The organism is Streptomyces sp. NPDC017448 (assembly GCF_044330565.1).
Lineage (GTDB): Bacteria > Actinomycetota > Actinomycetes > Streptomycetales > Streptomycetaceae > Streptomyces.
Genome location: NZ_JBIRLM010000002.1, coordinates 217,178 through 235,855 on the forward strand (window position 1 = coordinate 217,178; position 18,678 = coordinate 235,855).

General features: G+C 74.5%; 13 protein-coding genes. 6 read left to right on the forward strand and 7 right to left on the reverse strand.

Annotation, left to right across the window (positions count from 1 at the left end; genetic code table 11):
* The first annotated feature begins 111 nt into the window (after positions 1-111).
* Entirely contained in the window at positions 112-978 is an 867-nt protein-coding gene (locus tag ACH4K1_RS05705) for a phosphotransferase enzyme family protein (protein WP_398086981.1), read from the forward strand.
* A gap of 241 nt (positions 979-1,219) precedes the next feature.
* Here the strand turns inward: ACH4K1_RS05705 and ACH4K1_RS05710 are convergent, their stop codons facing one another.
* Positions 1,220-1,933, reverse strand: coding sequence for a 3'-5' exonuclease (locus tag ACH4K1_RS05710; protein ID WP_398086983.1), 714 nt, complete (start codon positions 1,931-1,933; stop codon positions 1,220-1,222).
* A gap of 194 nt (positions 1,934-2,127) precedes the next feature.
* A complete protein-coding gene (locus ACH4K1_RS05715; RefSeq protein ID WP_398086985.1) occupies positions 2,128-3,363 on the reverse strand; it encodes an SAV2148 family HEPN domain-containing protein in 1,236 nt (411 codons plus the stop codon).
* 416 nt (positions 3,364-3,779) lie between these two features.
* Here ACH4K1_RS05715 and glgX point away from each other — a divergent pair, with 416 nt between their 5' ends.
* Both glgX and treY read left to right on the forward strand, forming a co-directional pair.
* On the forward strand, positions 3,780-5,909 hold the full coding sequence (gene glgX, locus ACH4K1_RS05720; protein ID WP_228988921.1) for a glycogen debranching protein GlgX: 2,130 nt from the start codon (positions 3,780-3,782) through the stop codon (positions 5,907-5,909).
* A 77-nt stretch (positions 5,910-5,986) separates the two neighbouring features.
* Complete coding sequence (gene treY, locus ACH4K1_RS05725; RefSeq protein ID WP_398086987.1) at positions 5,987-8,359, forward strand: malto-oligosyltrehalose synthase; 2,373 nt, start codon at positions 5,987-5,989, stop codon at positions 8,357-8,359.
* A 165-nt stretch (positions 8,360-8,524) separates the two neighbouring features.
* Here the strand turns inward: treY and ACH4K1_RS05730 are convergent, their stop codons facing one another.
* Positions 8,525-9,556 carry a cytochrome P450 gene (locus ACH4K1_RS05730; protein ID WP_398086989.1) on the reverse strand — a complete coding sequence of 344 codons (1,032 nt, stop codon included), beginning with the start codon at positions 9,554-9,556 and terminating at the stop codon, positions 8,525-8,527.
* A 118-nt stretch (positions 9,557-9,674) separates the two neighbouring features.
* On the reverse strand, positions 9,675-10,646 hold the full coding sequence (locus ACH4K1_RS05735; RefSeq protein ID WP_398086991.1) for an FHA domain-containing protein: 972 nt from the start codon (positions 10,644-10,646) through the stop codon (positions 9,675-9,677).
* A gap of 504 nt (positions 10,647-11,150) precedes the next feature.
* Between ACH4K1_RS05735 and ACH4K1_RS05740 the strand changes: the two genes are divergently transcribed.
* Positions 11,151-12,062 carry a GNAT family N-acetyltransferase gene (locus tag ACH4K1_RS05740; protein WP_398086992.1) on the forward strand — a complete coding sequence of 304 codons (912 nt, stop codon included), beginning with the start codon at positions 11,151-11,153 and terminating at the stop codon, positions 12,060-12,062.
* Here the strand turns inward: ACH4K1_RS05740 and ACH4K1_RS05745 are convergent.
* The gene (locus ACH4K1_RS05745; RefSeq protein WP_398086994.1) at positions 12,034-13,164 is read right to left on the reverse strand and encodes an alpha-L-fucosidase; all 1,131 of its coding nucleotides are present in this window, start codon (positions 13,162-13,164) and stop codon (positions 12,034-12,036) included. The two genes, ACH4K1_RS05740 and ACH4K1_RS05745, sit on opposite strands and share 29 nt — an antisense overlap.
* 15 nt (positions 13,165-13,179) lie before the next feature.
* On the reverse strand, positions 13,180-14,574 hold the full coding sequence (locus ACH4K1_RS05750) for a GH1 family beta-glucosidase (protein ID WP_398086996.1): 1,395 nt from the start codon (positions 14,572-14,574) through the stop codon (positions 13,180-13,182).
* A 195-nt stretch (positions 14,575-14,769) separates the two neighbouring features.
* Between ACH4K1_RS05750 and treZ the strand changes: the two genes are divergently transcribed.
* Positions 14,770-16,530 (forward strand): malto-oligosyltrehalose trehalohydrolase, encoded by a 1,761-nt coding sequence (gene treZ, locus ACH4K1_RS05755; protein ID WP_398086998.1) that lies wholly within the window; start codon positions 14,770-14,772, stop codon positions 16,528-16,530.
* Positions 16,531-16,739: 209 nt separating this feature from the next.
* Entirely contained in the window at positions 16,740-17,378 is a 639-nt protein-coding gene (locus ACH4K1_RS05760; protein WP_398086999.1) for an SMI1/KNR4 family protein, read from the forward strand.
* Between the two features lie 142 nt (positions 17,379-17,520).
* Here the strand turns inward: ACH4K1_RS05760 and ACH4K1_RS05765 are convergent, their stop codons facing one another.
* Complete coding sequence (locus ACH4K1_RS05765; protein WP_398087000.1) at positions 17,521-18,666, reverse strand: M24 family metallopeptidase; 1,146 nt, start codon at positions 18,664-18,666, stop codon at positions 17,521-17,523.
* Positions 18,667-18,678 lie beyond the last annotated feature (12 nt).

The window sequence follows — 18,678 nt, forward strand, 5'->3', positions numbered from 1 at the left end:
ATGCGCCTGAGGCGGACTTCGTCCCGTTCCGGCTGCCCGGAAGGCCCCCGTCATGGTGCTGACGGGCCGTCGCTTCGTCAAGGCGGCCTGCGCGGATGCGAAAATCGCACCATGGACGAGATGCGTGCGCGCGAGGTACTGACGGCCGCCGGGCTGCCCGGCGCGGCGGAGCTGCTCGCGCTGGGCGAGAACGCGGTGTTCGTTGCCGGCGACCTGGTGATCAAGGTCGGGCGGGACGCCGCCCGCCACCCGGAGCTGCGGCAGCGGGCCGAGCGGGAGGTGGCCCTGGCCGACTGGCTCGCCGCCTCCGGCGTCCCGGCCGTCCGCGCCGCCGAGAGCGGGGTCCGGCTGGTCGAGGGCCACCCGGTGACGCTGTGGCACCGGCTCCCCGACCCCGTACGCCCCGCCGAGCCGCGCGACCTGGCGCCGCTGCTCTCGCTGGTGCACGCGCTGCCGGTCCCGGCGGAGTTCACCCTGCCGCGCCGCGAACTGCTGGGCGGCGTCGAGCGGTGGCTGACCCTGGCGGGGGACGCGATCGATCCGGCGGACGCCGACTACCTCCGCGAGCGCCGCGACGGCTTCGCGGCGGCGGCGGCCGCCCTCGTCCCCCACCTCCCGCCGGGGCCGATCCACGGCGACGCGCTCCCCCGCAACGTCCACGTCGGCCCGGACGGCCCGGTCCTGGTCGACCTGGAGACGTTCTCCGCCGATCTGCGGGAGCACGACCTGGTCGTCCTCGCCCTCTCCCGCGACCGCTACGGACTCGACCCCGCGGCCTACGACGCCTTCACCGCCGCGTACGGCTGGGACGTCCGGGAGTGGGAGGGGTGCGCGGTCCTGCGCGGCGCCCGCGAGACGGCCAGCTGCGCCTGGGTCTCCCAGCACGCCCCGGCCAACCCGAAGGCGCTGACGGAGTTCCGCCGCCGGGTGGCGTCCCTGCGCGAGGACGACCCGGAAGTCCGCTGGTATCCGTTCTGAACGAGTCGGAGGGGCGGTTCCGGCGCCTGCCGGGCCCCGGCGGCACGGGGCCGCGTACGCTCCCGCTCCCGACGCGCGTCAGCCGCGAGGGGGCCCTCCGCACTCCGCTCGTCCGCGCGGCATGGCGCCCCTCGGCCGGGACCGGTCCGCGCCGGACTGCCGCCCGGCCCCCTCCGCCGCGGCGACGTCGTCGGGGCGGACCGCGACGCGCGGTCGGCCCGGCATCCCGGACGGGACACCGTCAGGGCAGCCGCGGGATGAGCGGCCAGGCCGGCTCGACGACCGCCGCCGGGTCCGCGGTGCGGCGCAGATACGCCTGCAGGGACAGCGACTGCTCGGCCGCCGCGTGCACCTGGAGGCTGTGCAGGTCCTCCAGGGACGTCGCGCCGACCGGCTGGTGCTTCTCCCCCATGCGCCGCACCACCCGCGCGGCGGCGACGGCGTCCGCCCGGGCGTCGTGCGCGTCGTCGAGGGGGACCCCGTAGTGGGTGCACAGGGCGTGGAGGGTTCGCTTCCCCTTCCGGTACTTGTCGACGTGCTTGTCGATGACCAGCGGGTCGATGACGGGCGAGGGGTCGGCGCCCAGCCGTTCGCTGACCGACGCGATCCCGTACCGCCGGCACTCGCGGTCGAGCAGGGACAGGTCGTAGCGCGCGTTCATCACGACCAGCGGGATCCCCGAGCGCAGTCCTTCGGCGACCGCTCCCGCGATCTCCTCGATCGCCGGGGCGGCCGGGAGTCCGTGCTCACGGGCGCGTTCGGTCGAGATGCCGTGGATGGCCGACGCCTCCTCCGGTATGGCCACGCCGGGGTTGAGCAGCCAGGTCCGCTCCTCGGACAGGGAGCCGTCCGCCTCCAGCCGGACGACCGCCGCCGTCACGATGCGGTCGGCCTCCACGTCCGTCCCCGTCGTCTCCAGGTCGAACGCCGTCAACGTCCCGCTGAGCCAGCTCATCCCGTACCTCCGTCTGCGTGCTTCCCCCATGTGACGACCAGCCTCGCACGCGCCACTGACAGCGACGGACGGGGCCCTGCGCCGCACGGCCCGTCAGGGGGCGGCCGGGGCGCGCGAGCGGGCCGGCGCCCGGCCGGGCGCGCCGCCCCTCCCCACCCGGACCGCCCTACCCCGCCCGGGGGCGCGCACACCCGTCAGGAGACCGGCCGGGAGTCCGTCCAGACCGATTCGAACTCCTCCCGGTACGTCTCGAACAGGCCGTGTTCGCTGTCCTGGCCCGCCCGCACCACCGTGCGCCTGCCCCCGCCGCGCAGCACCAGCACCGGCGCCTCCATCCCCCGGGCCCGCCGCAGGTAGGGCTGGACGACGCCCACCGCGTCCGGGCCGTCGCCGTCCACCAGGTAGGCGGTGAAGCGCGGGGTCTCGTCGAAGACCTGGATCTCGAACGCGCCCGGGTCGCGGAGCCGGGAGCGCACCCGGCGCATGTGGAGGATGTTCATCTCCACCGAACGGCTCAGCTCGCCCTTCTTGAGGCCCAGCTCCCGCTCCCGGCGTTTGACCGCGCTGCTGGCCGGGTTGATGAACAGCAGCCGGACCCGGCAGCCGGACTCGGCGAGCCGCACGAGGCGGCGGCCGGAGAAGTTCTGCACGAGCAGGTTGAGCCCTATCCCGATGGCGTCGAGCCGCCGCGCCCCGCCGAACAGGTCCTCGGCCGGCAGCTGGCGCTGGAGCCGCACCCGGTCGGCGTGGACGGAGACCACGTCCGCGTACCGGTCGCCGACCAGCTCCTCCACCGCGTCCACCGGCAGCCGGTCGGCGGAGGGCACGCCCGCCCCGCTGCCGAGGATGTCCAGGAGGCGGGCGGAGGCGCGCTCCGCCTGGGCCAGCACCGCTTCGTTCAGCGCCCGGTTGCGGGAGACCACGTTGCGCGCGACCTCCAGCTCGTCCAGGGCCAGCTCGACCTCGCGGCGGTCGTCGAAGTACGGCTCGAAGCACGGCCAGTGCTGGACCATCAGCTCGCGCAGCTGCGGCAGCGTCAGGAAGCTGAGGACGTTGTCGTCGGCCGGGTCCAGCAGGTAGCCCTTGCGGCGCGACACCTCGCGCACGGCGACGGCGCGCTGCACCCACTCCTGCCCGGCCGGTCCGGCGGCGGCCACCACCCACTCCTCGCCGTGCACCGGCTCGTAGACCGGCCGGAGCACCGCGGCGACGACGGCCCGCAAACGCTGTTCGACCAGATTCAGCCAGATATAGGCGCGCCCCGCCCGCTGGGCCCGGGTCCGCACCTCGTTCCAGGAGTCCGCTCCCCAGTCCAGCTCGGCGCCGATCTCCATGGGCTGCGCGAGGGACACCGCCCCGGGCGGGGCATCGGTCGGTTCCCCCTCGTGACCTGCGTCACCTGGAGGTAGCTCGAACCCTCCCGAGCTCACCCGCGTACCGCCTTCCACTCCCCCACCCAACGATCAAGGAAGGGTACTCCGCGAGCGTGATCCGACGCAGCCCGATGCGCAGGCGACTTTCTCAACTGCCCGGCCCGTGCGGCTTGTTCCCTGTGGCGAGATCGGGTGGAGTGAGCGGATTCATAGTGATTGCGCCCCCCGCCCCGGGGCGGGATCCGGACTCCTGCCGGGTGACGGTGTCCGGAAGCACGTCCGGGGCGGCGGGGATGTGTCCGAAGTTGACCGGTACGGCGCGTCGTGGACGACGGACCCGGCCGCACCGCGTGACCTCCTAGGTGAGCGCCCCGTTTTCGGGGAAGATTCCGGACGTATTCGGGAAATGTTCGAGGAGCCATCGGGCCGAGGAAAGCCGCAGCCCCCGGATCAGAAGTGGAAGAGTCTTCATCATGCAGGTCTGGCCGGGACACGCTTACCCGCTCGGCGCCACGTACGACGGCGCCGGGACCAACTTCGCGGTCTTCTCGGAGGCCGCCCACCGGATCGAGTTGTGCCTGCTGCACGACGACGGGTCCGAGACGGCGGTGGAACTCCGCGAGACCGACGCCTTCGTGCGCCACGCCTATCTGCCCGGGGTGATGCCGGGCCAGCGGTACGGCTTCCGGGTGCACGGGCCGTACGAACCCCAGAACGGGCAGCGGTGCAACTCCGCGAAGCTGCTGCTGGACCCGTACGCCCGTGCGATCGCCGGGAAGATCGACTGGGGTGAGGCGGTGTACGGCTACCCGTTCGGGAAGCCGGACGCGCGCAACGACCTCGACTCGGCGCCGCACACCATGAGCGCGGTGGTGGTCAACCCGTACTTCGACTGGGGCGACGACCGCCGCCCCCGTACCGACTACCACCGCACGGTGATCTACGAGGCCCATGTGAAGGGCCTGACGATGCTGCACCCGGGGCTCCCGCCCGAGCTGCGCGGCACGTACGCGGGGCTGGCGCACCCGGAGGTGATCGCCCATCTGACCGAACTGGGCGTCACCGCGATCGAGCTGATGCCCGTCCACCAGTTCGTGCAGGACCACCGGCTGGCGGACATGGGGCTCGCCAACTACTGGGGCTACAACACCATCGGCTTCTTCGCCCCGCACAACACGTACGCCTCCTGGGGCGACCGCGGCGAGCAGGTGCTGGAGTTCAAGCAGGCGGTGAAGGCGCTGCACCAGGCGGGCATCGAGGTCATCCTCGACGTGGTCTACAACCACACCGCCGAAGGCAACCACCTGGGGCCCACCCTCTCCTTCCGCGGTCTCGACAACGCCTCCTACTACCGGCTCACCGACGACCAGCGGTACTACATGGACACCACGGGCACCGGGAACTCCCTGCTCATGCGGTCCCCGCACGTGCTCCAGATGATCATGGACTCGCTGCGGTACTGGGTGACCGAGATGCATGTGGACGGATTCCGCTTCGACCTGGCGGCCACGCTCGCCCGCCAGTTCCACGAGGTGGACCGGCTCTCCTCGTTCTTCGACCTGGTGCAGCAGGACCCGGTGGTCAGCCAGGTGAAACTGATCGCGGAGCCGTGGGACGTCGGCGAGGGCGGCTACCAGGTGGGCAACTTCCCGCCGCTGTGGACCGAGTGGAACGGCAAGTACCGCGACACCGTCCGCGACCTGTGGCGGGGCGAGCCGCGCACGCTGGCGGAGTTCGCCGGACGGCTCACCGGCTCCTCCGACCTCTACCAGGACGACGGCCGCCGCCCGCTCGCCTCGATCAACTTCACCACCTGCCACGACGGCTTCACCCTGCACGACCTCGTCTCGTACAACGACAAGCACAACGACGCCAACGGCGAGGAGAACCGGGACGGCGAGAGCCACAACCGGTCCTGGAACTGCGGGGCCGAGGGCGAGACGGACGATCCGGAGATCCTGGAGCTGCGGGCCCGCCAGATGCGGAACTTCATCGCCACGCTGATGCTCTCGCAGGGCGTGCCGATGCTCTCCCACGGCGACGAGTTCGCCCGTACGCAGCACGGCAACAACAACGCCTACTGCCAGGACAACGAACTGGCCTGGGTGCACTGGCCCGACCCGGACGAGCCCGCCGACGCCCCCGCCTCCACGCTGCTGGAGTTCACCCGGGCCATGGTGTGGCTGCGCCGCGACCACCCGGTCTTCCGGCGCCGCCGCTTCTTCCACGGGCGGCCGATGGAGGGCACCCACGACGAGCTGTCCGACATCGCCTGGTTCACCCCCGACGGCGAGGAGATGACGCAGCAGGACTGGCAGGCGGCGCACGCCAAGGCGATGACCGTCTTCCTGAACGGGCACGCGATCTCCGAGCCGGGGCCGCGCGGCGAACGGATCTCCGACGACTCGTTCCTGCTGATGTTCAACGCGAGCGCCGAGACACTGGAGTTCGCCGTCCCGGTCGGCCACGGCGAGCAGTGGCAGGTCGTCGTGGACACCGCGCGGCCGGAAGGCGTCCCGCCCGGGACCGGCCCGAAGGTGGCCGAGGGCGAGCGGATCACGCTGATCGGGCGCAGCCTGGCGGTGCTGAAGCGGCCCGCCTGAGAGCCGCCGGGGGCGCGGCGGGGTGAGGTTCCGCCCGGGGTGACACGGATCGCCCCGGGCGGGGTACGTAGGAACCCATGACGCCCACCGCCACGTACCGGCTTCAGCTCCAGCCCGACTTCCCGTTCGCCGCCGCCGAGAAGGCCGTGCCGTATCTCGCCGCGCTCGGCGTCTCGCACCTGCACCTCTCCCCCGTCCTGGAGGCGGTCCCCGGCTCCACCCACGGCTACGACGTGGTCGACCACGGCCGGGTCCGGGCGGAGCTGGGCGGCGAGGAGGGGTTGCGCTCGCTCGCCTCGGCCGCCCGGGAGCACGGTCTCGGGCTCGTCCTGGACATCGTGCCCAACCACATGGCGGCCTCGCCCCGGCACAACCGCCGGCTGTGGGAGGTCCTGCGCGAGGGTCCGGGCTCGCCGTACGCCCGCTGGTTCGACATCGACTGGGCGGCGGGCGGCGGGAAGGTGCTGCTGCCGGTGCTCGCCGGGCCGCTCGGCGGGGAGCTGGAGCACCTGGTCGTGGACGGGGAGGCGCTGCGCTACCACGACCACGCGTTCCCGCTGCGGGCCGGCACGGCGGACCTTCCGCTGCCCGAGCTGCTGGACGCCCAGCACTACCGGCTCGGCTGGTGGCGCCTGGCCCGCACCGAGCTGAACTACCGGCGGTTCTTCACGGTCCCGGAGCTGATCGGGGTGCGCGTGGAGCATCCGGAGGTCTTCGAGGACACCCACGCCAAGGTCCTCGAACTGCTCCGCGACGGCGTCCTCGACGGGCTGCGCGTCGACCACCCCGACGGTCTCGCCGCCCCCGCCGCCTACCTGGAACGGCTCCACGACGCCACCGGGGGGCGGTGGACGGTGGTGGAGAAGATCCTCACCGGCGACGAGCGCCTGCCCGCGGAGTGGGCGGTCGCGGGCACCACCGGGTACGACGCGCTGCGCCGGATCGACGGCCTGTTCACCGATCCGGACGGAGCAGCCGAACTGCTGGGGCACTACCGGGAGTTCGCGGACCCGCCCGCCGACCGGGGCGGCGACTGGACGGAAACGGTGCGCCGGGCCGCGTACCGGGTGGTGACCCACGAGCTGGCCGCCGAGACCGCCTGGCTGACCCGGCTCGCGACCGCCGTCTGCGACCAGGACCCCGCCCTGCGCGACCATGCGCCGTGGGCGCTGCGGACGGCGGTCCGGGAGCTGTTGGTACGGGTGCCGGTCTACCGGCCCTACGTCACGGCGGGCGAGCCGCCGTCCCGGATCGCCGAGGACACCCTGTCCGACCAGGCGGTACGGGACGCGAAGGCGGTGTTCGCCGTCCCCGAGGAGGCGGCAGCCGTGGACGTCGTACGGGAGTTGGCGCTCGGGCGGCTCGGCGGGGGCGAGGAACAGACCGCTTTCTGCGCCCGGTTCGCGCAGACGGCGTCGGCGCTGCACGCCAAGTCGGTGGAGGACACGGCGTTCTACCGGTACGTCCCGCTGCTGTCGGCCACCGAGGTGGGCGGCGACCCGGGGCGGCCCGCGGTCTCGCCGGAGGAGTTCCACGCGTTCGCCGCCCGGATCGCCCGCGACTGGCCCGCCACGGGCACGGTCCTGACCACCCACGACACCAAGCGCAGTGCGGACGTACGGGCCCGGATCGCGGTGCTGTCCCAGTGCCCGGGGCGGTGGGCGGCGCTGGTGGCGGAGGTGACGGCGGAGGCGCCGGTCGCCGCCCCGGACCGCCAACTCGCCTGGGAGGCCTGGCAGTCGGCGTACGGCTGCGCGGAGCTTCCGGTCGAGGAGCTGGGCGGCAGGTTGGAGCCGGCGCTGCTGAAGGCGGTGCGCGAGGCGGGGTTGTCCACCAGCTGGACGGAGTCGGACCCGGTCTACGAGCGGGCGGTGGCGGACTTCGTCGCCGCCGGTCCGGGGCACGCGCCGGGCCCGTTCCGGGCCCGGATCGCGGAGTTCGCGGACGCGCTCGCCCCGCATGTGCGCGCCCACGTGCTGGGAGCGGCGCTGACGCACCTGACGATGCCGGGGGTGCCGGACCTCTACCAGGGGACGGAGAGCGAGTACCTGGCCTTGGTCGACCCGGACAACCGGCGGCCCTTCCGGCGGCCGGAGGCCCCGGACGAGAAGCGGGAGCTGACGTCGGTCGCGCTGGGGCTGCGGCGGGAGCTGCCGGACGTGTTCGGGGCGCGGGGGACGTACGAACCGTTGACGGCCTCCGGTCCGGCCGCCTCCCACCTGGTGGCGTTCTGCCGCTCGGGCGAGGTGGTCACGGCGGTGACCCGGCTGTCGCTGCGGCTGGCCGAGAGCGGCGGCTGGAGGGACACGGTGCTGGAGCTGCCGGCCGGGGACGGCTGGGAGGATCTGCTGTCGGCGTCGCCGGGCCGCGTGTTCCCGGGCGGGGCGGTAGGGGCGGGCGAGCTGTTCGCCGAGCGGCCGGTGGCGTTGCTGCGGCGGGTGCGGGGGTGAGCGGGCGGGGCGGGACCGTCCGCGGCGGTCGCCGCGGTCGCGGCGCGAGGTCAGGGGCGGGGACGGCACGGGGCGGCCCGCGACAGGCGGGGACCGGCGGAACCGTCAGGACGGGCGGACGAGCAGGGCGCCGGGGCCCCCGGTAGGCGGGGACCGGCGAGGCCGTCAGGACGGGCTGACGAGCAGGGCGCGGGGGCCCCGGGTGAGCAGCCCGCCCGCCACCGGTCGGAAGCCGTCGGCCCACCGGATGCCGGGCATCGCCGTCAGCAGGGCGCGCAGGCCGTGTTCGGCTTCCAGTCGGCCGAGACGGGCGGCGGGGCAGTTCGCCGGGCCGATGAGCAGGGTGTCCGCGTCGGCGCGCAACGGGTCGAACCGGTCGGGCGCGCCGAACCGGGCCGGGTCGCGGCCCGCCGCGCCGATGAGGCAGGCGACGGGCGCGTCCGCGGGGAGCGTGCCGCCGCTGACGGCCACCTCCGTGCGGGTGCGGCGCAGCACGATCTGGACCGGCGGATCACGGCGCAGGGTCTCGGCCCAGGCCCGCCCGAGCAGCGTCCCGGAGCCGTGGCCGACCGGCTCGCCGGCTGTCGCCGCGGCTCGCAGGTCGGGGTCGTCCAGCATGTTCGCGAGGAACGAGGCGAGGGCGTGCTCGCGCAGGGCGGTCGAGCCGGCGCAGTCGTCGGCTCCGCCGGGCTCCCGGCGGGGCCCGCCCCGGCGCCCGCCCTTCAGACCCGGGTAGGAGCGCCCGGCCGCCGCGGCGGCGGCCCCGGTGGGCAGCCAGCGGCAGAAGTCGGCGACCAGGTCGGCCCGGTCGCGTCCGGCGATCCGGCGGGCCAGGACGTACGCGGTCCGCTCGACGGCCGGTTCGAGGGTGCGGTAGGGCACGGCGGGCGGGGTGCACACCGGGCCGCCCCGGCAGAGGCCGAGCGGCACGGGGGCCGGACCGCGCGGGGCCCCGTCGTGCGGATAGCCGGTGAACCGGGGGTCGGTGAGGGCCAGGGCCACGTCCGCGTACCGGCTCAGCAGCCAGGCGTCGAGGACCGGGTCGTAGCCGAGGGGGTACTCGGTGCGCAGCAGGCGGTAGAGGCGCAGCCGGTACGGGTCCGTCGTGGCCCCCGGGGCGAGGAGTCCGGGCTGCCCGCCCGCGATCCGGTGCGGGCGCCGGGCCTCGGGCAGGGCGTCGGGGCGGTCGACAGGCATCCCCGGCCCCCTGGAGTCGGTGCGCCGGTGGTCGGCGCGCGTCCTCTCAGGGGACCACCGGCCGAGGCGGGCCGCAGTCGGCGGACGGCCGTTCGGGTGAGAGAGAACGCGACAGGGCTCAGGCGCGCGGAGGCGGCGGGGGCCCCGGCTGCGGGGCCTCGGCACCGGGCGGCGGGACGCCGGCGCCGGGCGGCGGGGCTCCCACGCCGGGCGGCGGAACCTCCGCGCCGGACGACGGGGCTCCCCCGCCGGGCGGCGGAACCTCCGCGCCGGGCGGCGGGGCCTCGAACGAGGCGTGCGGCGGAGGCACGGCACCGGGCGGCGTCCCGCCCGGCCCGCGCGGCGGGAGGGTCGGGGAGTGCGCCGGGCGCCCCGGGCCGGGGTACGCCCGGTCCGAGGAGGGCGACGGAGGCACGGCCCCCTGGCGCGGTCCCTCCGGAGCCCTCGACGACAGCTCCGGCGCGGGGGGCCCCGGCAGTCCGGGCCGTCCGTCGGCCGAGGGGCGGGGCGCGGGCGGAGGCAGCGGTTCGAGCGGCCGGTGGGACGGGGCCGTGAGGCGGAAGCTCATGTGGCCGAAGCTCACCTGGTCCCCGTCCCGCACCGGGATGGAGCCGACGAGCCGCTGCCCGTTGACGCAGGTGCCGTTGGTGGAGCCGAGGTCGCGCAGCAGCCAGCGGCCGTTCAGCGCGTGGAGTTCGGCGTGCAGCCGGGAGACCGTCTCGTGGTTGAGCCGCAGTCCGTTCGCCGGGTCGCGGCCGATGAGCAGCGGATACGGTCCCGGCACGGGGAGCAGCAGCCTGGGGAGCCGTTCGGTCTGCCAGGCGCGGCGCAGCCGCCCGGGGAAGGCGGATATCCCGCCCACCGCCCGGACCAGTCCCTGGGACCAGCGGCCGCCGCCGTCCAGGTCGGAGGTGAGAACCGCCAGCTCCTCCGGTCGGCGGGCGGCGAGGGCGAGTTCCATGCGGCGCATGAAGGTGTCGTGCGACAGCTTGCCCTGTGCGGCACCCTCTCTGAGCACACCGAGGACACGGTCGCGCTGGGCGTCCGACAGCCGGGCGGGACTCATGGGGAACTCGGAGGAGGATGTCACGACGCCGATTGTCGGGCCGAAGGGCCCGGAGTGTCCAGACGAGCCCGTGTTCCTTCCCCCCTGACCTGCGCCGCTCCCCGCCCGGGGGCTCGTGGCGCGAGGCGTCGGGATCTGCCGTCGCCCGCCGCCGCGAGGAGGCCGTCCGCCCCCGGCGCTTCCCGTCTGACGGGCCGTCCCCCGGCCGGAGCCGGAGCCGTTCGGCACCGTACCGAGGGCAGGGTCCTCCGAGCGCCTGGGACACGTCGACTTCGAACGCGTCTTCACCACGGTCGGGGATCAGCCGCGTCGGCTCCGCCGTTTCTATCCGGTGGACGGCGGGAGCGGGGGCGACTACGGTCTCCCCCGACACCCGGTACCGGTCGTGGAAGGAGGCGGGAGAGATGCGCGAGGGCAACCGCACCACCCACCGCACCACCTCACTCCCGCGTTCCCGTTCCGCCCGCCGGACGGTGTCGGACCTCGTCTGACCGGGAACGCGGCATTCCGTCCCGGAGGACACCTTCCATGACCGGACTGGTCATCCGCGCGCTCACCGCGAGCGACGCCGCACTCTTCACCGCTTTCCAGGACAGCCCGCACGTCGGCCGGGCCGCCTTCGGCCACCGTTACACCTCGACCGCCGACGGCGGCGAGTACCGCCCCGCCTGGTCGTGGGTCGCCCTGCGCGGGGACACCGTGGTCGCCCGGGCCGCCTGGTGGGGCGGGCCCGAGGACACCGAGCCCGTCCTGCTCAACTGGTTCGACTTCGCGGACGGGGAGGCGGAGGCGGGCGCCGAGCTCCTGCGCCGAGCCCCGTTCGACAAGGAGTACGAGCTGATCGCGCCCGCCGCCTGGCGGGACGACCCGGCGGCGCGGACCGCCGTCGAGGGGCGGATCTCCGCCGCGCGGGCGGCCGGACTGGAGCCGCTGGTCGAGCGCTACCAGTACCGGTGGACCCCCGACCGCCCGCTGCCGGAGCGGACCGGGCGGCTCGTCCACCGCCCCGAGCCGGACGACGAGGTGGTCCTCGACGTGCTGCGCCGCGTGCACTCGTCCACCCTGGACGCCCACGCCCGCAAGGCCATCGAGGGCCCCGGCGGCCTGGAGGCGGCGGCGCGCGAGGAGTTGGACTTCTTCCACTGGTGCCCCTCGCCGCGGGAGTGGCTGCGGATCGCGTACACGCCGGACGGGGAGGTGGCGGGCATCCAGGTGCCGGCGCACAACCCCTCGGGCCCCTGCGTCGGCTTCATCGGGGTCGTTCCCGAGGCGCGCGGGCACGGCTACGGCTACGACCTGCTGGTGGAGTGCACGCGCTTCCTGGTCGAGGAGGGCGCCGGGTTCGTCGCGGCTGCGACGGACCGGGGCAATGTGCCGATGGCCGCCGCGTTCGCCCGCGCCGGGTACCCGGTCACCCAGGAACGGATCCATCTGGCGTGAGCGCACCGGCCTCCTCGGCCAGCCACTCCAGCCGGAGTCGCTGCTCGGCGGGGATCGTCGCGTCCTCGCCGCGCGGCCCCACGTTGAGCAGCACGTTCCCCCCGTCGGCCGCCGTGTCGCGGACCAGTGAGGTCAGCGCCGCCCGGTCGATGAAGGCGTCCGGGGCGGAGTTGCGGTTGTAGCCGAAGCTGTGGTCGACGCCCCGGGTGATCTCGTACGGGTCGGAGCCCTCGTAGCGGGCGTACTCCGGGGTGCGGAAGTCGAAGACCGGCGGTGTGCGCGGGACGAAGCCCTCGCCCCGCGCCACCGTCCGGCGGTCCCACCGGTTGTACAGCGCCTTCGCGCCCGGCAGCCGCAGCCCCCGCCAGTGCGGTGCGTAGGGCAGCAGGCGGTCGTTGACGACGCCGTGCGGGACGGTGAAGCGGTAGAAGTCGACGAGCGAACGGACCTCGGCGGTGGAGGCGGGCCAGGCGATGTCGTTCCAGAGGATGTCGGGGCGGTAGCGGCGGATCAGCTCCCGCATCTGCGCGTCGGCGTAGGCGGGGTAGCGTCCGCGCGGGACGGCGGAGAACATGTCGGCGGCGGTGCCGATGGGCCGGCCGTCGAAGGTCCAGTCGAGTCCGCCGGAGTAGTAGACGCCGAAGCGCAGTCCCTCGGCCCGTACGGCCTCGGCGAACTCGCCGACCACGTCCCGGGCGGTGTGCCAGCCGGCGCGGTGCGGGTTCTCCGTCCCGGAGGGCCAGAGGCAGAAGCCGTCGTGGTGCTTGGTGACCAGGACCGCGTACCCGGCTCCCGCCTCCCGGAAGCTCCGCGCCCACGCGGCCGGGTCCCAGGAGGCGAGCCCGTCCTCGAAGTCGCGGCCGAAGTCGGTGTAGGGGCGCTTCCCGTAGACGGCGCGGTGGTGGGCGGCGACCGGGGAGCCGGGGAAGCGGAGCGCGTTCTCGTACCACTCCGCGTACGGGGTCCAGCCCAGCGGCGCGCGCCGGCCCGCCGCCGGGAGTTCGGCGGCGGGGACGTGGGGCGGGGCCCAGCCGGGGACGGAGGCGGGTGTCCAGTGAACGAAGATCCCCAGCCGGGCCCGGGACCACCATGAAGCGACCATGGCGGGAAGTATCGATCACTCGGCGGGCATCGCGTAAGCCCTTTCGGCCGCCGGATCAGGCTGCCGCGTCTTCTGCGCGCGGATCAGGTCGCGGTACCAGGCGTACGACCGCTTGGGCGTGCGGGTCAGCGTCTCGTAGTCGATGTGGACCAGGCCGAACCGCTGGGACGCGCCCTCCGTCCACTCGATGTTGTCGGTGAGGGACCAGGTGAAGTAGCCGCGGACGTCCACCCCGGCGTCCATCGCCGCGCGCAGGGCGGTGAGGTGGCTCTCCAGGTAGGCGATGCGGCGGTCGTCGGCGTGGGGTTCCTCCAGGGCGCAGCCGTTCTCGGTGATGTAGAGCGGCGGGAGGCGGTCGCCGTAGCGGGCGTGCAGGGTGGTGGCGATCTCGGTGAGCCCTTCGGGGACCACGGGCCAGCCGAAGCCGGTCTTCTCGTACCCCTCGATCTCCCGTATACCGAAGGGGAGTTCGGCGGGCATGGTGAAACCGGAGAAGGTCTCCAGGGCCTCCGGGCGGGGCGCTCCGACGAGGGTGGGGTTGTAGTAGTTGACGCCGTACCAGTCGAGCGGGGTGGAGATGACCTTCAGGTCGTCCGCGACCGGGCCCGGCATCAGGGCGGCGAGGTTCTCGTCCGGGTAGCGGCCGGTGAGGACGGGGTCCGCGAAGAGCCAGTTGGTGAGCGTGTCGTACAGCTCGGCGCCGAAGCGGTCCTCGTCGGTGTCGCCGGCCGTCCAGACCGGGGCGTGCGAGAAGGCGGCGCCGATGTTGTCCGCGCCCGCCGCGCGCAGGGCGCGGACGGCGAGGCCGTGGGCGAGGAGCTGGTGGTGGGCGGCGGGCAGGGCGTCGAAGAGGAGGGTGCGGCCGGGGGCGTGCTCGCCGAGCGCGTAGCCGAGCAGGGTGACCTCGGCGGGCTCGTTGATGGTGATCCACATCGGAACCCGGTCGGCGAGGCGTTCGGCGACGATGCCCGCGTACTCGGCGAAGCGGTAGGCGGTGTCCCGGTCGAGCCAGCCGCCGGCCCGCTCCAGCGGGAGGGGGGTGTCCCAGTGGTAGAGGGTGGGGGCGGGGGTGATGCCGCGGGCGCACAGCTCATCGACGAGCCGGTCGTAGAAGTCGAGCCCGTCGGCGTTGACGGCTCCGCTGCCGCCCGGCACCACGCGGGGCCAGCTGACGGAGAACCGGAAGGCGTCGGCGCCGAGTCCGGCGAGCAGGGCGACGTCCTCGCGGTAGCGGGCGTGGAAGCCGGTGCCCCGGGCGGTGTCGGCGCCGTCCTTGATCCGGCCCGGCTGTGCGGCGAAGGCGTCCCATCCGGAGGGGCCCTTGCCGTCCGCGTCCACCGCCCCCTCGGTCTGGAAGGCGGAGGCGGAGGCGCCCCAGAGGAAGCCGGGCGGGAAGATCGGCAGGGTCATCGCGGCCTCCAGCAGCCGTACGTAGGGGCGGAACCAGGACGGGTGAACAGAACCTGTATGAGCGGGAACCTCGCCGGGCAATGATCAGGACCAGACCTTAATGGCCGGTGGCGGGCGGGAACAGGGTCCGTCGCGTGGATCGTGGAGCCCGTTCCCGGGCCGCCGCGCGCCCCGGCCGGCGACGAGGAGTGGTGGATGCAGTTCGAGGTGTGGGCCCCCGAGGCGGACGCGGTCGTGCTGGAGGCGGCGGACGTCCGGTCCCCGATGGAGCGCGATCCGGGGCGCGAGGGGTGGTGGACGGCCGAGGCGGAGTGCTCGGACGGGGACCGGTACGGCTTCCGGGTGGACGGCGGACCGCTGCTGCCGGACCCCCGCTCGCGGCGTCAGCCGGACGGGCCCGACGGGCCGAGCGCGGTCGTCGACCAGGCGGCGTACGCCTGGCGCAACGCGTGGAAGGGGCGGCGGCTGAACCGCGCCGTGCTCTACGAGCTGCACGTGGGGACGTACACCCCGGAGGGCACCTTCGACGCGGCGGCGGGCCGGTTGGGCCATCTGGCCGAGCTGGGCGTCACCCATGTGTCGCTGATGCCCGTCTGCCCGTTCCCGGGCGTCAACGGCTGGGGGTACGAGGGGGTCTCGCTGTGGGCGGTGCACGAGCCGTACGGCGGCCCCGAGGGGCTGAAGCGCTTCGTCGACACGGCGCACGGGCTGGGGCTCGGGGTGGTGCTGGACGTCGTCCACAACCATCTGGGCCCCTCCGGCAACCACCTGCCCGCCTTCGGCCCGTACTTCACCGACACCCACCACACCCCGTGGGGGGCGGCGGTCAACCTGGACGCGCCCGGCTCCGACGAGGTGCGGGCGTTCCTGCTGGGCAGCGCGCTGGCCTGGCTGCGCGACTACCGGCTCGACGGGCTGCGCCTGGACGCGGTGCACGCCCTGGCCGACACGCGGGCGCTCACCTTCCTGGAGGAGCTGTCGGCGGCGGTGGACGCGCTGGCCGTCGAGGTGGGCAGGCCGCTCGGGCTGATCGCCGAGTCCGACCTGTGCGACCCGCGCACCACGACGCCGCGTCCGGCGGGCGGCCTCGGGCTGCACGCCCAGTGGAACGACGACTTCCACCACGCGCTGCACACCGCGCTCACCGGCGAGTCCCAGGGCTACTACGCCGATTTCGCCCGCGCCCCGCTCGCCGCCCTCGCCAAGACGGTGACGTCGGCGTTCTTCCACGACGGGACCTTCTCCAGCTTCCGGGGCCGCACCCACGGCCGCCCGGTGGACGTGTCCCGCACCCCGGCGCACCGCTTCGTCGGGTACGCGCAGACGCACGACCAGATCGGCAACCGGGCGCTGGGCGACCGGCTGGCCTCCGCCCTCTCCCCCGGTCTCCAGGCGTGCGCCGCCGCCCTCGTGCTGACCGGGCCGTTCACCCCGATGCTGTTCATGGGCGAGGAGTGGGGGGCGCGCACCCCCTGGCAGTTCTTCACCGACCACACGGACCCGGAGCTGGCGGAGGCCGTACGCAACGGCAGGCGGCGGGAGTTCGGGGCGCACGGCTGGGCGGAGGAGGAGATCCCCGACCCGCAGGACCCCGCAACCCGGGACCGCTCCTGCCTCGACTGGGCCGAACCCGAGCGCGAGCCGCACGCACGGCTGCTCTCCTGGTACCGCGAACTGATCGCGCTGCGCCGCTCGTTGCCCGATCTGCACGATCCCGACCTGGCGTCGGTGAAGACCGCGTTCGACGAGGACGCCCGGTGGTTCGCGTACCGCAGGGGCGATCTGCGGGTGGTGGTGAACCTGGCCGACGAGCCCGCCGCGATCCCGCTCGGCCACGGCCGCCACCGGCGTTCGGGGGGGCGGGTGCTGGCGGCGTGGGAGCCGGTGGAGGCGCCGGGGCCGGACGGGGTGCTGCGCCTGCCGCCGGAGTCGTGCGTGGTGCTGGCGGACGACTGATCGCGCTCGGTCCCGCCACCGCCGCACCCCCACCGCCGCACCGCCTCCCGCGCGCCGTTCACCGGCTCGCGTTCGGCCCGGCGCACGTGACCCCGGACAGGTCGCACTGCGCCGGCCGCCGGGCCGGCACCCGGGCGCGGCTGCCCGGGGCAACGGTGTCAGCCCGCACGGCTAGGGTTGCCGTCCACTGATCTCAAGGGGGGCGCACCATGGGCGTACATTCCGACGTGGCCGTACTGCTCGACCTCGTACCAGCGGATTTCGCGGGCGGCGAGCAGATCGACTGGGCCGCCGCCGAAGCCGCGCTGGGCACCGGGCTGCCGAGCGACTACAGGGCCCTGCTGGACACGTACGGCATGGGCGACCTCGGCGAGCTCGTCATCCTGCCCCCGCTCCCGAGTGACGTGCGCGGGTGGGAAGGGTGCCACATCGGCGGCATGACGGAGGGGCTGCGCGGGCTCTGGGAGGACGGCGCGGGAATCCCGGGGGTGACGGCGGGCGCCGACGCGGTCCTGCCCTGGGGCACGGGGATGAACGCCAACGAGATGGCCTGGCTCAGGACCGGCCCGGACCCGGACGAGTGGCCCGTCATCGTCTGGCGTCGACAGCACGGGTGGGGCGAGTCGCCGTGGGCGCTGTTCGACTGCACCATGGTCCAGTTCATCACCCGCATGATGCTGGGCCGGTTCGACGCCTGCCCGCTCGGCGACGCGTCCCTCTGGAAGCGGACCGGCACATTCGTCAGCTGGCGGGAGCAGCATCGACGGCTCAGGGCCGGGCTGGACCCCGCTACGGGCGAGCCCGATCCCTACGCCCACATGTACCCCGTCGCCGAGGGCTGGTCCTGATCGCACCGGAGCCGGAGGGCCGGCCCGGCCGCCCTCGCCGTCGCCGTCGCCGTACCGAGGACGAGGCGACCGCGACCACGACCGCTGTGGCACGGGGCGACCGCCCGGGACTGCCCGGAGAGCCGGACCCCGGCGGGGGCCGCTACTCCACGACGGCCAGTTGGCGGGAGGTGGTGTTGAGCCGCCGCCCGCCGTCCTCGGTGACGGCCACGATGTCCTCGATCCGGACGCCGAAGCGGCCGGGGAGGTAGACGCCCGGCTCCACGGAGAAGCACATGCCGGGGACGAGCGGCTGCTCCTCGCCCTCGATCATGTAGGGCGGCTCGTGGGTGGTGACGCCGATGCCGTGGCCGGTGCGGTGGATGAACCGGTCGCCGTAGCCGAACTCGGTGATCACCGCACGGGCGGCGCGGTCGATCTCCTGGCAGGCGACGCCGGGCCGGACCGCCGCGCAGCCCGCCGCCTGGGCCTCGCGGACGATGTCGTGGACCCGCTGCTCCTCGGCGGTGGGCTCTCCGACGTGGACCGTACGGGAGGTGTCGGAGCCGTAACCGTGCTTGAGGCCGCCGAAGTCGAGGACGACCATGTCGCCGTGCTCGATGGTGCGTGTCCCGGCCTCGTGGTGCGGGTTGGCCCCGTTGGGGCCGGAGCCGACGACGGTGAAGTCCACCTGGGAGTGGCCGAACTCCCGCAGCAGCGCGGCCAGATCGGTGGCCACGTCGACCTCCCGGCGGCCGGAGAAGCGCACCTTGAGGATCTCCTCGTACGTGGCGTCGGCGGCGGCCCCGGCGGCGGCGAGCCGTTCCAGCTCGGCGGCGTCCTTCACCGCGCGGAGCATCGGCAGCGCCTCGGTGAGCGCGGTGTAGGAGGTGCCCGGCAACTCCCGCTGGAGGCCGAGCAGATGCATCGCCCAGGCGTTGTCGCTGACGCCGAAGCGGCCCTCGGCGTCCAGCAGGGGCGCGGTCACCGTGTACGGGTCGGTGCCGTCCCTCCAGTCCCGCAGGGTGAGGGCGGGGGCGCCGGTGGCGGCTGCCGCGTCCGGGGCCTCCAGGGTCGGGACCACCAGTACGGGGTCGTGTCCGGCCCGCAGTACGAGGAGGGTGAGGCGTTCCGTGCTGACCGGGCGGTAGCCGGTGAGGTGGACGAGGTCGGGCCCGGGCGCGACGATCACCCCGGCGAGTCCGGCCTCGGCGGCGGAGTCGGCGGCGCGCGCCATCCGGGCCCGGTAGTCGTCGGCGGTGAAGGGCTGCGGGGCGGAGTGCTCGGCGGACGGGCTGGGGCTGGGCATGGGGCCTCCTGA